Source organism: Enterobacter sp. SM3, from assembly GCF_009811935.2.
In the GTDB taxonomy this organism is placed as follows: domain Bacteria; phylum Pseudomonadota; class Gammaproteobacteria; order Enterobacterales; family Enterobacteriaceae; genus Enterobacter; species Enterobacter asburiae_D.
This window is the reverse complement of record NZ_CP099971.1, coordinates 1,881,060-1,893,432: the sequence shown is the minus strand read 5'-3', so window position 1 is coordinate 1,893,432 and position 12,373 is coordinate 1,881,060. Positions and strand designations below refer to the sequence as shown.

15 protein-coding genes are annotated in these 12,373 nt (G+C 53.0%); 7 read left to right on the top strand and 8 right to left on the bottom strand.

Annotation, left to right across the window (positions count from 1 at the left end; all coding sequences use genetic code 11):
* Entirely contained in the window at nt 1–501 is a 501-nt protein-coding gene (locus GVO84_RS08890; RefSeq protein WP_029739834.1) for a YbaK/prolyl-tRNA synthetase associated domain-containing protein, read from the top strand.
* Between the two features lie 21 nt (nt 502–522).
* Here GVO84_RS08890 and yoaI read toward each other — a convergent pair whose 3' ends face one another.
* Complete coding sequence (gene yoaI, locus GVO84_RS08885; protein WP_010430055.1) at nt 523–627, bottom strand: small membrane protein YoaI; 105 nt, start codon at nt 625–627, stop codon at nt 523–525.
* Nucleotides 628–772: 145 nt separating this feature from the next.
* Here yoaI and GVO84_RS08880 point away from each other — a divergent pair, with 145 nt between their 5' ends.
* Nucleotides 773–1,219: a DUF441 domain-containing protein gene (locus GVO84_RS08880; protein WP_121423405.1), complete on the top strand. Its 447-nt coding sequence runs from the start codon at nt 773–775 to the stop codon at nt 1,217–1,219.
* On the opposite strand, the gene GVO84_RS08875 is transcribed toward GVO84_RS08880, so the two are convergent.
* Nucleotides 1,203–1,994, bottom strand: a complete 792-nt coding sequence (locus GVO84_RS08875) for an AraC family transcriptional regulator (RefSeq protein ID WP_159513908.1) — start codon at nt 1,992–1,994, stop codon at nt 1,203–1,205. The genes GVO84_RS08880 and GVO84_RS08875 overlap by 17 nt on opposite strands.
* A gap of 99 nt (nt 1,995–2,093) precedes the next feature.
* Between GVO84_RS08875 and GVO84_RS08870 the strand changes: the two genes are divergently transcribed.
* Nucleotides 2,094–3,281 carry a CynX/NimT family MFS transporter gene (locus tag GVO84_RS08870; RefSeq protein WP_159513907.1) on the top strand — a complete coding sequence of 396 codons (1,188 nt, stop codon included), beginning with the start codon at nt 2,094–2,096 and terminating at the stop codon, nt 3,279–3,281.
* A gap of 96 nt (nt 3,282–3,377) precedes the next feature.
* On the opposite strand, the gene GVO84_RS08865 is transcribed toward GVO84_RS08870, so the two are convergent.
* The gene (locus tag GVO84_RS08865; protein ID WP_159513906.1) at nt 3,378–4,088 is read right to left on the bottom strand and encodes a CTP synthase C-terminal region-related (seleno)protein; all 711 of its coding nucleotides are present in this window, start codon (nt 4,086–4,088) and stop codon (nt 3,378–3,380) included.
* A gap of 101 nt (nt 4,089–4,189) precedes the next feature.
* Here GVO84_RS08865 and GVO84_RS08860 point away from each other — a divergent pair, with 101 nt between their 5' ends.
* A complete protein-coding gene (locus tag GVO84_RS08860) occupies nt 4,190–4,534 on the top strand; it encodes a DUF488 domain-containing protein (RefSeq protein WP_159513905.1) in 345 nt (114 codons plus the stop codon).
* Here GVO84_RS08860 and GVO84_RS08855 read toward each other — a convergent pair whose 3' ends face one another.
* Nucleotides 4,535–4,840, bottom strand: a complete 306-nt coding sequence (locus GVO84_RS08855) for a hypothetical protein (protein WP_121423401.1) — start codon at nt 4,838–4,840, stop codon at nt 4,535–4,537. It abuts the gene before it with no gap.
* A gap of 80 nt (nt 4,841–4,920) precedes the next feature.
* A complete protein-coding gene (locus tag GVO84_RS08850; protein ID WP_159513904.1) occupies nt 4,921–5,175 on the bottom strand; it encodes a putative hemolysin in 255 nt (84 codons plus the stop codon).
* A 309-nt stretch (nt 5,176–5,484) separates the two neighbouring features.
* On the opposite strand from GVO84_RS08850, the gene GVO84_RS08845 reads away from it, so the two are divergent.
* Nucleotides 5,485–6,513, top strand: coding sequence for a sensor domain-containing diguanylate cyclase (locus tag GVO84_RS08845; RefSeq protein ID WP_159515618.1), 1,029 nt, complete (start codon nt 5,485–5,487; stop codon nt 6,511–6,513).
* Between the two features lie 45 nt (nt 6,514–6,558).
* Complete coding sequence (locus GVO84_RS08840) at nt 6,559–6,657, top strand: YoaK family small membrane protein (RefSeq protein ID WP_029739841.1); 99 nt, start codon at nt 6,559–6,561, stop codon at nt 6,655–6,657.
* A 129-nt stretch (nt 6,658–6,786) separates the two neighbouring features.
* Here GVO84_RS08840 and GVO84_RS08835 read toward each other — a convergent pair whose 3' ends face one another.
* From GVO84_RS08835 to GVO84_RS08825, 3 genes are all read right to left on the bottom strand, one after another.
* A complete protein-coding gene (locus GVO84_RS08835) occupies nt 6,787–7,035 on the bottom strand; it encodes a GlsB/YeaQ/YmgE family stress response membrane protein (protein ID WP_006174788.1) in 249 nt (82 codons plus the stop codon).
* A gap of 281 nt (nt 7,036–7,316) precedes the next feature.
* Complete coding sequence (locus tag GVO84_RS08830) at nt 7,317–8,801, bottom strand: sensor domain-containing diguanylate cyclase (RefSeq protein ID WP_370686452.1); 1,485 nt, start codon at nt 8,799–8,801, stop codon at nt 7,317–7,319.
* A gap of 113 nt (nt 8,802–8,914) precedes the next feature.
* Nucleotides 8,915–10,465, bottom strand: a complete 1,551-nt coding sequence (locus GVO84_RS08825; RefSeq protein ID WP_236545794.1) for an EAL domain-containing protein — start codon at nt 10,463–10,465, stop codon at nt 8,915–8,917.
* A 205-nt stretch (nt 10,466–10,670) separates the two neighbouring features.
* On the opposite strand from GVO84_RS08825, the gene GVO84_RS08820 reads away from it, so the two are divergent.
* A complete protein-coding gene (locus tag GVO84_RS08820; RefSeq protein WP_159513903.1) occupies nt 10,671–12,170 on the top strand; it encodes an EAL domain-containing protein in 1,500 nt (499 codons plus the stop codon).
* The last annotated feature ends 203 nt before the right edge of the window (nt 12,171–12,373 follow it).

Genomic DNA, 12,373 nt, shown 5'->3' with positions numbered 1-12,373 from the left:
ATGACTGACGACGTTATTGGGGCAGGAACCCACCAGCAACTGATTACCTTACTCACCGAGCAGGGCGCGCGGTTTCGCGTCATGGAGCACGAGGCGGTCGGGAAATGTGAAGCGGTAAGTGAAATTCGCGGGACCGATCTGCGGCAAGGCGCTAAGGCCCTGGTCTGCAAGGTGAAGGGAAACGGTGTAAAAAAACACGTTCTGGCGATCCTCGCCGCCGATCTGCAGGCTGACCTGAGCCAGCTTGCCAGCCATTTTGGCGGGCTGAAGGCCTCCCTCGCCAGCCCGGCCGAGGTCGATACCCTGACGGCCTGCGTTTTCGGCGCTATCCCGCCCTTTAGCTTCCATCCTGATTTGGCACTGGTTGCCGACCCGCTGCTGTTCGAGCGTTTTGACGAAATCGCGTTTAATGCCGGCCTGCTGGAGAAATCCGTGATTATGGATACCCAGGATTACCTGCGCATCGCCCGTCCTGAGCTTGTGAACTTCCATAAAGCATAACCGCTATGGCTGGCGACCCTGTCAGCCTTTTCTTTCCAGGAACAGTACGGAGGCGACGAGAATAACGGCAATAGCGAAAAACGATGAGGAGATAATCAGCGTTTCAACAAACATGTGATCGTTCATGATGGCGCCCCCTTTTGCGATATCTGCCTCCGTTTTAATCCGCGTAAATGACAAGGTTATGACAACAATAAAATCTTTTTAAAGCTGTCCTGCGTCGCGTTTGCGCGTACTGTAAGCAGGTTAATTATTTTGGCAAGGATTCCCTATGTTTGACCCTACTCTGCTCATTCTCCTGGCACTCGCCGCGCTCGGCTTTGTCAGCCATAACACCACCGTCGCCATCTCGATTCTGGTGCTGATTATTGTTCGCGTGACCCCGTTAAATAGCTTTTTCCCGTGGATAGAAAAACAAGGCCTCACCATCGGGATCATCATTTTAACCATCGGGGTAATGGCGCCCATCGCCAGCGGTACGCTGCCCGCCTCAACCCTGCTGCACTCGTTTGTAAACTGGAAATCGCTGGTAGCGATCGCGGTGGGGATTTTTGTTTCGTGGCTGGGCGGACGCGGCGTTACGCTGATGAGCAGCCAGCCCTCGATAGTGGCGGGTCTGCTGGTGGGCACCGTTCTGGGCGTGGCGATCTTCCGCGGCGTTCCGGTGGGGCCACTGATTGCGGCAGGCCTTGTCTCTCTGTTTATCGGGAAGTCGTAGTCAGGCTGGCCATATAACGCGCCGGCGTCTGGCCCAGTCCCTTTCTGAACATGGTGATAAACGCGGTGGTAGAGTCATATCCCAGTGACTGTGCCACCTGCTGTACAGATTTCCCACTAATCAAATGCTGTAACGCCACGATCAGCTGCAGCTGGTGACGCCAGCGGCGAAAGCTTAAGCCGGTCTCTTTCACCACCAGCCGCGCCAGGCTGCGTTCGCTCATGGCGAAGTGGCTCGCCCACTGCGCCAGCGTCTGCCAGGCGGCAGGCTCTTCCGCCATTTTCTCGCTCATCAGGCGAATTTTAGGATGGGGCGACACGGGCAGCTGCAGATGCTCCTGACGCTGGAGCGGCAGCTCGTCAAACAGGACGTCCACCAGGCGCGATGTGGCCGCAAGAGGCAGCTGTTCACGCGATTTTTCCGCCAGGGATAAAATCAGCTCCCGCACCAGAGGAGAGATTTTCAGGGTGCAGCAGCGCTCGGGCAAGCTTGCCGCCCCCGGCTCAATGAACAGAAAGCAGAGCTGCGCGCCCGGCGTAGCCCTGTTGCTGTGCGGCATTTGGCCGGGGATCCAGACGGCGTACTGGGGCGGGACCATCAGCATGGCATTTTCCACTTCGCAGGTGATCGCGCCGCCGAGGGCCAGAATTAGCTGCCCCTTACGGTGATGATGTCGGGGAATATATTGTTCCTCCGCCACCACGCGGATGCGAAACGCGACGGCCGCATCGTGCTGGCTATCGGGATCATAGCCGTCCAGTCCCAGACCAATCATCAGTTTGTCCGATTTTAGCGATAAACTGTCATTTTAGCCTGATTTCAACCGCTGAGAAAATCGGTATTGTGTGCCCTCGCTTGAACGTATGAGAACATAATGACTACTGCTATTCGCACCTCAGGAAAACACGGCGCGCTGTTGATTGCAGGCATCCTGATGATTGCCACTACGCTTCGCGTCACCTTTACCGGCGCAGCCCCGCTGCTCGACACTATTCGTCTTGATTATGGCTTAAGCACGGCGCAAACCGGTCTGCTGACCACCCTGCCCCTGCTGGCTTTCGCCCTCGTCTCGCCGCTCGCCGCAGGCGTTGCCCGACGCATCGGCATGGAGCGCAGCCTGTTTATCGCCCTGCTGCTGATTTGCGTCGGAATTGCACTTCGCTCGCTGCCTTCCGCCGCGCTGCTTTTCACCGGAACCGCGGTTATCGGCTGCGGGATTGCGCTCGGGAACGTGCTGTTACCCGGATTAATTAAACGTGACTTCCCGGGCCAGGTAGCCCGACTCACCGGGGCCTACTCCCTGACAATGGGCGTCTCGGCGGCGTTTGGCTCAGCGATGATTGTTCCCCTGGCGCAGGGTAATGCGGGCTGGCATGGCGCACTGCTGATGCTGATGGCGTTTCCGCTGGTCGCGCTGCTGCTCTGGCTGCCCCAGTGGCGTCAGAAACACGTTGCGACGGTAACGGGCGCTGGCGCGCTGCATAATCGCGCCATCTGGCGCTCGGCCCTCGCCTGGCAGGTGACGCTCTTTTTGGGGATTAACTCGCTGATTTACTACGTGATCATCGGCTGGCTGCCGGCGATATTGCTTAGCCACGGCTACAGCGAAGCGCAGGCCGGATCGGTGCACGGGCTGCTGCAGCTGGCCACGGCCGTGCCGGGGCTTGCCGTGCCGCTGGTCCTCCACCGTCTGAAAGATCAGCGGGTCATTGCAGGCGCAGTGGCGCTGCTGTGCGCGGTAAGCGCGGCGGGGCTGTGGTTTATGCCTGACATGGCGGTGATGTGGACGCTGGTGTTTGGCTTTGGCACAGGGGCAACGATGATCCTCGGCCTGACGTTCATCGGGTTGCGCGCCAGCTCCGCGCACCAGGCCGCGGCGCTCTCCGGCATGGCGCAGTCGATTGGCTATCTGCTCGCCGCCTGCGGCCCTCCGCTGATGGGGAAAATTCACGATAGCGCGGGAGACTGGCGGATCCCGCTCCTGGGCTGCGCCCTGGCCGCCGTGATAATGGCCATTTGCGGCGTGCTTGCCGGGCGAGACCGGGAGATCGCGCCCCGTTAAACAGTGTGGCAGACCATCGGGTCTGCCTTTTCTTACCCGCGCGCAGAATTGTAGGCCGGGTAAGCGCAGCGCCACCCGGCAAGAGAAGCGACGACGTTATGAATCGCGCGCCGCGCGCAGCATCGCCTGCACCAGCACGACCGGGCGTCCTTCCAGCGCACTACGCTCATGCTGGAATAAGGTGATTACGAAGAACGGGTGCGTAACCAGTTCTGCGGCGCGAATTTCCCCCTGTTCGTCCCAGCCCGTAACGTGCATATCACCGCTTTCCAGCGCCTGTGCAAACTCTGGCGACACGCCATAGTTACAGTGATATCCCTCTTCAATTTCCGGCTTGCCGTACGCTTTTGCGATCAGCGTATTTTTGCGCAGCTCAATGGCATCGGTTTTTTCCACCAGCGAGCAGGCCAGCGGCGCAATCACCATGGTGCCTTCGCTATCCGTCTCAGCATGTGCCGCATCAGCCCAGCCCAACACATTGCGGGCATACTCAATCAGCGCATGCTGGAATCCACCGCAGGTGCCAAGGAACGGAATGCTGTTTTCACGGGCGTAGCGCGCGGCGATAAAAGCGGCCTCGGTGTTTTTATAGGGGCTGGCGGGAACCAGCCAGATGGCATCGTAGCCCACCAGATCTTCAGGGCTTGTCAGCTCCGTGGTGGCAAGCCAGTCGTAATCGGCGGTGAGGTCAAGGACTGCGGCGGCGTCGTCAATGGCCAGCGGGATCGCCTGATGCGCAATAACATTGGGATTGTAATCGCCAACCAGCGCAATGCGCAGCGTCGTTTTAACCGGGAGGTGTTCCATGAAAGGTTCCTTATGCCAGAGTATTATCAGATAACATAAGGAACCTCAGACTACCGATCTTCTGCAATTATCACAATACCTTAAATTGGGAGGGTGGAATCATGATTCAATGCAAACGCGTGTACGAACAGGCAGCTCCGGACGACGGCTATCGGGTGCTGGTGGACAAGCTGTGGCCGCGCGGGGTCAAAAAAACGGACCTCGAGTATGATGAATGGTGCAAAGCGCTCACGCCCTCGAATGAATTACGCAAGGCCTTTCATAGCGAAACCATTGATTTCGCCGCCTTCAGTAAGGCCTATAGGGAAGAGCTGGCGCAGCACGCTGATGAGGGAAGGCGTCTGGCGACGCTGGCGAACAGGCAGACCGTCACCCTGCTCTTTGCGGCCAAAGACACGAAGCAAAATCACGCCCTGGTATTAGCCGACTGGCTGCGCCACCTCTGATCAGCCGATCGCCAGCTCATCAAGGGTTTGCGGCGCTTCATCGGGGGTGAGCGGCATCAGATGTTCGGCACGGACAAACGCAAAGCCGTGCTGATTGTCAAAGGCGTAAACATCACCCGTCACCAGCCAAAGCGCACGATCCGCAGTTGCGGGGAGTTGCGTCATCACGCCGTTGACCGGGTTAACGAAACGCAGGCCGGGCTGGCACAGGCCAAACAGCTCAACAGATTTACCAATATTGCGACGGCCTGACGCCGTGCGGGCACCCACGATCATCGCCATGCTGCCCGGTTTAAGCTGAAACATACTTCTCTCACGATAACGGTAGCCAGGGACTGGCTAAGAATAATCCTAAAGAGAAGTGTATCGCAGGCAATATACGTCTGTCACCTGGTGGGTTGCGGATGATCGCGACGGTAGAGCGTCCATTCATCAATCACTTCGCCCCCCGGGAGTTTGCACTCCGTGCGAACGCCCTGCGGGCTTTGAACCGGGATCTGTTCCCCGCCTTTCTCCAGACAGTACACGGAGGCCGGGTTCGCCATACCGATAGCGTGCGGCGGTTTCGGGGCATCGGGTGGGGTCGTTTTAGCGGTGCAGCCAGCCAGGGGAAGCGCCAGCGCCAGAAGCAGATATCTCATCTCATTGATCCTTTTCACATCATTACAGTCTAAGGGTAACGGGTCACCGCCGCTTTCTCCATGATTTCTCCATTTTAACTGCACTTTTCAACACTATAGTGATGCATGTTCTCGATATGACCAGAGAACATCATTCCGTAATCAAGATGTCTTTGCCCCGGTCTCAACAACGGGGCCTTTTTTCTCTCCTGCTGCCCTCTCCCTGCATATATTAAATTTTCTATATTCATGTTTTACTATGCCTGAAGTCTAAAAACTCAGCATAACATGCAGATGCAGACGTCTTCTGCCTGGGAGTCATTCTACGTCATGTCGGATATTATCCTTGCCCGTGTTTCAGAAACCCTCGCCACTGAACAATCCCTTGAAGGTCTCGTTCGCCAGCTGCTGGAGATGCTGGAGATAGTGACTGACATGGAGTCGACTTACCTCACCAAGGTAGATATAGAAGCCCGACTGCAGCATATCCTTTACGCCCGCAACAGCAAGCAGATGACAATCCCGGAGGGACTGAGCGTTCCGTGGGATGAAACCTTGTGTAAGCGCGCGCTGGATAGCGACACCGTATTCAGCAACGACGTTCCCGAACGCTGGCCGGAGTGCGAGGCGGCGAAAGCGCTCGGTATCACGACCTACATGAGTATTCCAGTCCATCTTGCGGATGGTTCGCTCTACGGAACGCTCTGCGCCACCAGCACGGCCAGAAAGCCGCTTAGCGAGCGCGGTGAACAGGTTCTGAAGCTATTCGCCGGGCTGATTGCCCAGTCCATTCAGAAAGAGTCGCTGGTGACCCAGCTTCGCGAAGCCAATGCGGCCCTCATCGCGCACTCTTACACGGATGCCCTTACCGGTTTACCCAACCGTCGCGCCATTTTTGAAGACCTGACCACGCTGTTTTCGCTGGCACGGCACCTTAAACGTAACACCGTCATCGCGTTCATCGATCTGGATGATTTTAAGCTGATTAACGATCGCTACGGCCACGAGGCTGGCGACCAGTTCCTGATTGAAGTGGGCAAGCGTCTGACGGAAGAAAAACAGCAGGACGATATCATTGGTCGGCTGGGCGGCGATGAGTTTCTGGTGGCGTCGTTGAGCACATCCCACGTCGAAGGAGATAACGCGCAGGTCACCCTGCTCAAAACGCGTCTCAGCGCCTGTATTGCCGGTGAATACTGGCTGGGTAGCATCAACCTCATCTACCCCGGTGCCAGCCTCGGCGTTATCGAAGTGGACCCTAGGGTAACCGATCCGGACAGCGCATTACGCGACGCGGATGTCGCGATGTATCAGGATAAGAAAGGAAAAAGCAAAACACGCTTTCTCACTATGGATTAACCCCGTACACTCTACGGCGTTATAGAAACCGAAACAGGTGATGGTATGAGAATAGGGATCCTCTTCCCGGTCGTTATTTTTATAACGGCGGTGATTTTTTTAGCGTGGTTTTTTGTCGGTGGTTACGCGGCGCCGGGGGCATAAATGAGAAAAACGACCCTCATTATGCTGATCGTTGCCCTCGCGGCGTTTGCCGGCACGCAGCTTGGCTGGTGGTAAACCCGCCACGTAAAAAAGGCCGCCATCCGGCAGCCTTTTTTAACGCGTTAAGGATCAGCTTTTGATTTTTCTGTAGATAAACAGAACAACCAGCGCACCGATCACCGCAACGGCGAAGCTGCCGAAGTTAAAGCCATCGACTTTGCCAAAACCGAAAAGCGTACTGATCCAGCCGCCCACTACCGCGCCGATAATACCCAGTATTACGGTGACGATAAATCCACCGCCATCTTTGCCCGGCATGATCCACTTCGCCAGAATACCCGCAATAAGCCCAAAGATAATCCAGGATAAAATTCCCATAACTTTCCTCTCTGTATGGTTTTTGTCATTAAATCAACGACACAAAAAAGAATAGCACAGGATTTCAGAAAGGAAATTTGTGATAGGCATCACAATGCGAGAGTGCGCAATTATCCATCAACAAAAAGAGCGTGCCACATAAACTGTGGGGTTGCATCTTTTGTTGAGAAAGATTATCTTTCTCAACACTGAATAGTTGAGCGAAACGCTCAGGTATTCAGTACGACATTGCTCACATTGCTTCCAGTATTTCTTGCCCACTTTTAAGTGGGCTTTTTTTTTCATACCCCAACAAACGCGTATCGGTTACGTCCTGCGCGTTTTGCCTGGTAGAGCGCCTGGTCAGCGGCAATAATGATATTCTGCTGGCTGCCCGCGATGTCGACCGCTCGCGCGGTAGAAATTCCGACGCTTACCGTCACCCGCCCGAAGGGGCTAAAAGCATGTGCGATTTGCAGAGAAAACACGTTGCGTATGATCGTCTGCGCCAGTCGAAGCGCCTCCTGGATATCCGTATCCGGCAATATCAGCGCAAACTCCTCTCCGCCGTATCGCGCCACAATCTGATTATCACGGGTAAGGCTCTTCCTGAGACTGTTTCCCAGCAGCGCCAGACACCGGTCCCCTTCCGGATGGCCGTAGTTATCGTTGTATTTTTTGAAGAAGTCCACGTCCACAATCAGTATCGAAATCGGTGCGTCATGTGCGGCACAAAGCGCGATTTCCGAGAGAATTTTTTCATCAAAAATACGACGGTTGTAAAGCCCGGTTAGCGCATCCTCAGAAGCGATAATCTTCAGCGCCTTGTTATCTCTGGTTTTTCTGGATAAGTCGGAATACAGGAAGTATGACGCGACGATGAGTACCGCAGTGAAAACGAAAATGAGTACCGCCAGCTGAATGGCCTGCTTGCGCCACGGAGCGAGGGCCTCATCAATGCTGACGGCCACGGTGGTGACCAGCCCGTAGCGTCGGTTTTTTTCATAGGCATAAATGCGTTCGATTTTATCAAACCGCGAAATGGAACTGGCTATCCCGGTATTTTGTACCTTGAGGTATTTCCTGAAGAGCGGTGAATCAGAAACGATCGTGCCGATATAGGTATTTTTAAAAGGATAACGGACCAGCAGCACGCCTGACTCGGTTGTTAAGCCAATGACCCCCGCGTGACCAATATTAATCTGCCCGTAGAGCGCGAGAAAATTCTCGATCCCCAGCGTCACCACCACAACACCATTGAATGCCCCGGTGTGGGTTTCAAGGCGGCGACTAATGGTGATGACCCATTTACCATTGGTTCTGCTGACTACGGGCTCACCAATAAAAATCTGCTGATTGTTATTTTCCTTGTGATAGATAAAAAACTCTCTGTCCGAGCCTTTGCGCGGGCCCGTAAACGTTTCGTGTAATGCGGTAAAGATATCGCCCCTGGCATCGTAAACAACCACATTATTAATCTGGGAAAGAAGATTGTCCTGATTATTTATCATCCACTGAATATGGGTCGCCTGTTGCGGCGTCATGCCATAAATTTCGATTATGTCGGAAACGGTAGTAATTAACATTTCACTCTGGCGCATAATCCCTTCGGTATAGACATCAAGGGTATGGCTCAGGTTAGCGACGCTGGTATTAATTTGCTGGATTGACTGCTGCCTGGACGTTGCAATTTGGACGGCAAGCGACAGCGAGATGATCAATGAGACAATGATGACGGTAATGGTTGTTGTGTAAAAAGTATTTTTCACATGCACGAGCTTTTCCACCTTATCACGCCTGACATCCCTGGCTGACAACTCTTGTCACTGTAACAAAGCTCAGGATAAGAGGAAAATGAATTGCACTTAAGCATACAACAGAGGCTCGTCTTAATTTCGTTTTACAAACTTACCGTCTCCCGGGGCTTAGATAAAATGACTTTAATAAATTCGATATAGGAGACGGGCTTACCAAAATAATAACCCTGCAACAGGGTAATCTCATTACGGTTGAGATACTCCAGCTGCGCTTTCGTTTCTACGCCTTCAGCCACAATGCGCAATGAGAGTTTTTTCGCCAGGTCAATGACGCAGTCCAGCAGGATCGTTGAATCCTTTTCATCTGAAACCCGGTTCACAAAGCTTTTATCAATTTTAATATAATCAATGGCAAGCGCATTAAGGCATGAAAGACCTGAATAGCCTGTACCAAAATCATCCAGCGCAATGACAAAACCGGCGTTATGCAGCATGTTAAGGTTTTTCACCAGGTGAGGATTATCGATCAGCGGTTCACGCTCGGTCACCTCGAGAACCAGTTTGACTTCTTTGCCCTGAAATCCCTTTCCGAAGACGCGACAGTCACCAATGAAGGAAGGTGCATTGATGTGTCTGGCGCTGACATTCACCCCGATATGAAACCCGTCCGGTAGCTTAGGCAAAAGCGGCTTAAGCTGCGTCACCACTTTCGCCATCAGCCCTTTGGTTAGCGGAATAATCAAACCGCTACGTTCGGCAATCGGAATAAAAACATCCGGTGGGATAAAGCCTGACTTTGGATGCTTCCATCTTGCCAGGACTTCAACGCCATACAGCCCGCCGGTATCGCCGTTCACGATCGGCTGGTAATACGGCACGATCTCCCCCTGCAAAATGGCCTTACGTAAATCGTCTTCAAATGAGGTGCTTTTCCCCTTGTAACGGCGGATCAAAATGCCCACCGCCACCGATAGCGCAAGAATAAGCAGTATCAGGCTCCATCCCTGTTGCAGCAGCCGCGTCAGGCTAAAAAAGGCAGGAGGTTGCCAGGCCAGGCTAAAGGGGAATTGCGTTGACGCCGTAACCGCCCCTGCCCAGGAGGCGGCTTTCCAGCCGGTAACATCACCGTTGCGCCCAAGCATGCTTTCGCCGACAACCAGCCCCAGATCTACGCTGTTTGATTCGCTCGCGATAACGTCCCGCAAGTGTGCATCACTCACGCTGACGATGACGCGCCCTGCCGCGACCGGCATCTGGAAAATAAGCACCGGAATGCCGTTCACCAGCCGATTGCCGGGTAACAGCATCAGTTTTTCGACAGGTAGCGTCTCCGGATGAATAATCAGCACGCCATTCCCGGGAAGGGATGTACAGATAATTTTACCCTGCTGCTGGATCATGATGGCGCGCAGATGCGGTTTTAGCGCGGCCTCTGTCCCCAGCGCCAGCTGTCCGCTACGGGTACACCCTTCGGCCGCAACATACTTCGCCGTGTTGGCCGCGCTGACGGCCTCAGCCAGAATGTTTTCTATTTTTTGGGTGCTTGCCGTGGCGGTATGACTATTATTAAGCTTCGCCATCTGCCATAGCTGCCAGTTAATAATCAGAATGCCGCTCAGAAAAAGAAACAGAGCGCTAAGAATAGGGATCATCACGTTGCGCACGATGTTTTCCTTAATAGAAAAAGCAAGCATGAATGTTCTGGGAGAAGAGCCTGTGCTAACCCGGTAATGCTTATAACAATGAAAATAGCTTAGCTGAGAATTGTCTTAAAAAACTGATGCTTTCGTATGAGTTCACCTGCCCGAATTTACTCACATGACGTGACTATCAGGCTTGTGCCTTGCCCTGGCTGTGTTAAGATTTGTGAAATCAGGGAGCGGACAGGATAACCGGGAAATGAAAAAGCTCATTGCCGTTGCGATCGTTTCAACGCTTCTGGTCATTCTGTCTCTTTATGCGGTCAATGCTGTTATCGTGGGGCAGCAGAAGAGCAAACAGCGTGAGATATCCCATACCCTATTACGTTATTCAGAAGACCTGTCCCAAAGCGTGGCGATGGCCCTTAAAAGCATCACTACGCAGGGATGTGATAAAACCAGCCTTGATAGCTACAGGCAAATAACGCTGAATAACTATTATTTTGACGATATCGGTTTTATCGAGAAGGGAAAAATAGTCTGTACTGCCTTTTGGGGTAAACTTGCAGCGCCCGTTGCGCTTCCTGCAGAACTGCATAAAACGCCGAGAGGCTTTCTCCTGGCTCAGTTTTCCAGAAAAGATTTTTTCACGGGCAATGCGGCAATTTATAATAATATTATTATCTTCACCACCCGCTATGCTTACGATAAATTCACCCCGGTTACGGCAAGCTATTCTCTGAGTACCACGACCAAAGACTTCGGCAGAGTCTTTTTTTCAACCGTCCCTGAGTTAACGCAGCAGAGCTGGCTGCATTCGACGTTGTTTACCCTGACCCTGACGCAGTGTAGCGCTCTCTGGGACCTGTGCGTCATCGTGAAGCATCACGACGCCGGGCTGGCCTCGTTACCCCCGTTTATCTTTTCCTTTCTCGCCGTCATTCTCTATTTTATCTGGGTCGCGATAACGTTATTTATCTTCCGCATCTATGAAGACCGTTTTTCTCTGGAACGCACGCTGATCAAAGCCGTCATCACCAATACCATCAGCGTTAACTATCAGCCTATTATCCGCATTCACGATCAAAAAATCGTGGGCGTCGAAGTTCTGTCGAGATGGCGCGATCAAAAGCATGGGGACGTCTCTCCGGAGCTGTTTATCCCATTAGTTAAAAAGATTGGTCTGTATAAAAAATATTACAGTAATATTATCGGGAAATCCCTTTCAGATATTGCCCCACTGGCGATTAAACACCAGCTGATCGTCTCCATTAACGTTGGGCGGACGGAAATTGAAGATGGGCAGTTCATTAACATTTTGCGCCGTGAATGTTTAGCCAATCACCTTCCCCTTTCCCTGATTAAGGTCGAACTTTCCGAGAAAGCCGTTTCCACGGCAGATATCCTCGAGGGGTTTTGTCAGGAGCTCAAATCGCTCGGCGTTAAAATATCAATAGATGATTTTGGCGTGCAAAATTCAAACCTCGCCCGCCTGTCGCTGCTAGAATATGATGAGATCAAAATCGATAAGTCGCTGGTGGACGGCATCAGCGAGCATTATAAGCAAAACATCTTTGCTATCTTCAGCGATGCCCTCGCGAGATTAAATAAGACCCTTGTTTTCGAGGGCGTGGAAAATGAAATTCAATATCGCTTTATTGCGAGCCGATATCCCGATGCGCTGATTCAGGGATGGTATTTTTCAAAAGCACTCACCCGCAGCGAGCTGGCGAAGCGACTCTCCGGGGTCGCACCGTAACCAGAAGCCTTGCGTATCCATTTTTTTCCAGTCGGGCATTTCCATTTTTTACGCAAAAACATATAGTCGTCACAATCAGACGGTAGATTACCCTGAAGCACACTCATATTTTGGTTAAAAACGTGAAATTATCCTTACTGTTCCCAGTGGTACTCTTTTGTCTGACCGTTATTTTCGCGCTGTTCATCGACGCCCCCGCTTCG

Coding starts and splice junctions, on each gene's coding strand:
- GVO84_RS08890 (WP_029739834.1), top strand. CDS start 1: ATGACTGACGACGTTATTGGGGCAGGAACCCACCAGCAACTGATTACC.
- yoaI (WP_010430055.1), bottom strand. CDS start 627: ATGAACGATCACATGTTTGTTGAAACGCTGATTATCTCCTCATCGTTT.
- GVO84_RS08880 (WP_121423405.1), top strand. CDS start 773: ATGTTTGACCCTACTCTGCTCATTCTCCTGGCACTCGCCGCGCTCGGC.
- GVO84_RS08875 (WP_159513908.1), bottom strand. CDS start 1,994: ATGATTGGTCTGGGACTGGACGGCTATGATCCCGATAGCCAGCACGAT.
- GVO84_RS08870 (WP_159513907.1), top strand. CDS start 2,094: ATGACTACTGCTATTCGCACCTCAGGAAAACACGGCGCGCTGTTGATT.
- GVO84_RS08865 (WP_159513906.1), bottom strand. CDS start 4,088: ATGGAACACCTCCCGGTTAAAACGACGCTGCGCATTGCGCTGGTTGGC.
- GVO84_RS08860 (WP_159513905.1), top strand. CDS start 4,190: ATGATTCAATGCAAACGCGTGTACGAACAGGCAGCTCCGGACGACGGC.
- GVO84_RS08855 (WP_121423401.1), bottom strand. CDS start 4,840: ATGTTTCAGCTTAAACCGGGCAGCATGGCGATGATCGTGGGTGCCCGC.
- GVO84_RS08850 (WP_159513904.1), bottom strand. CDS start 5,175: ATGAGATATCTGCTTCTGGCGCTGGCGCTTCCCCTGGCTGGCTGCACC.
- GVO84_RS08845 (WP_159515618.1), top strand. CDS start 5,485: ATGTCGGATATTATCCTTGCCCGTGTTTCAGAAACCCTCGCCACTGAA.
- GVO84_RS08840 (WP_029739841.1), top strand. CDS start 6,559: ATGAGAATAGGGATCCTCTTCCCGGTCGTTATTTTTATAACGGCGGTG.
- GVO84_RS08835 (WP_006174788.1), bottom strand. CDS start 7,035: ATGGGAATTTTATCCTGGATTATCTTTGGGCTTATTGCGGGTATTCTG.
- GVO84_RS08825 (WP_236545794.1), bottom strand. CDS start 10,465: ATGCTTGCTTTTTCTATTAAGGAAAACATCGTGCGCAACGTGATGATC.
- GVO84_RS08820 (WP_159513903.1), top strand. CDS start 10,671: ATGAAAAAGCTCATTGCCGTTGCGATCGTTTCAACGCTTCTGGTCATT.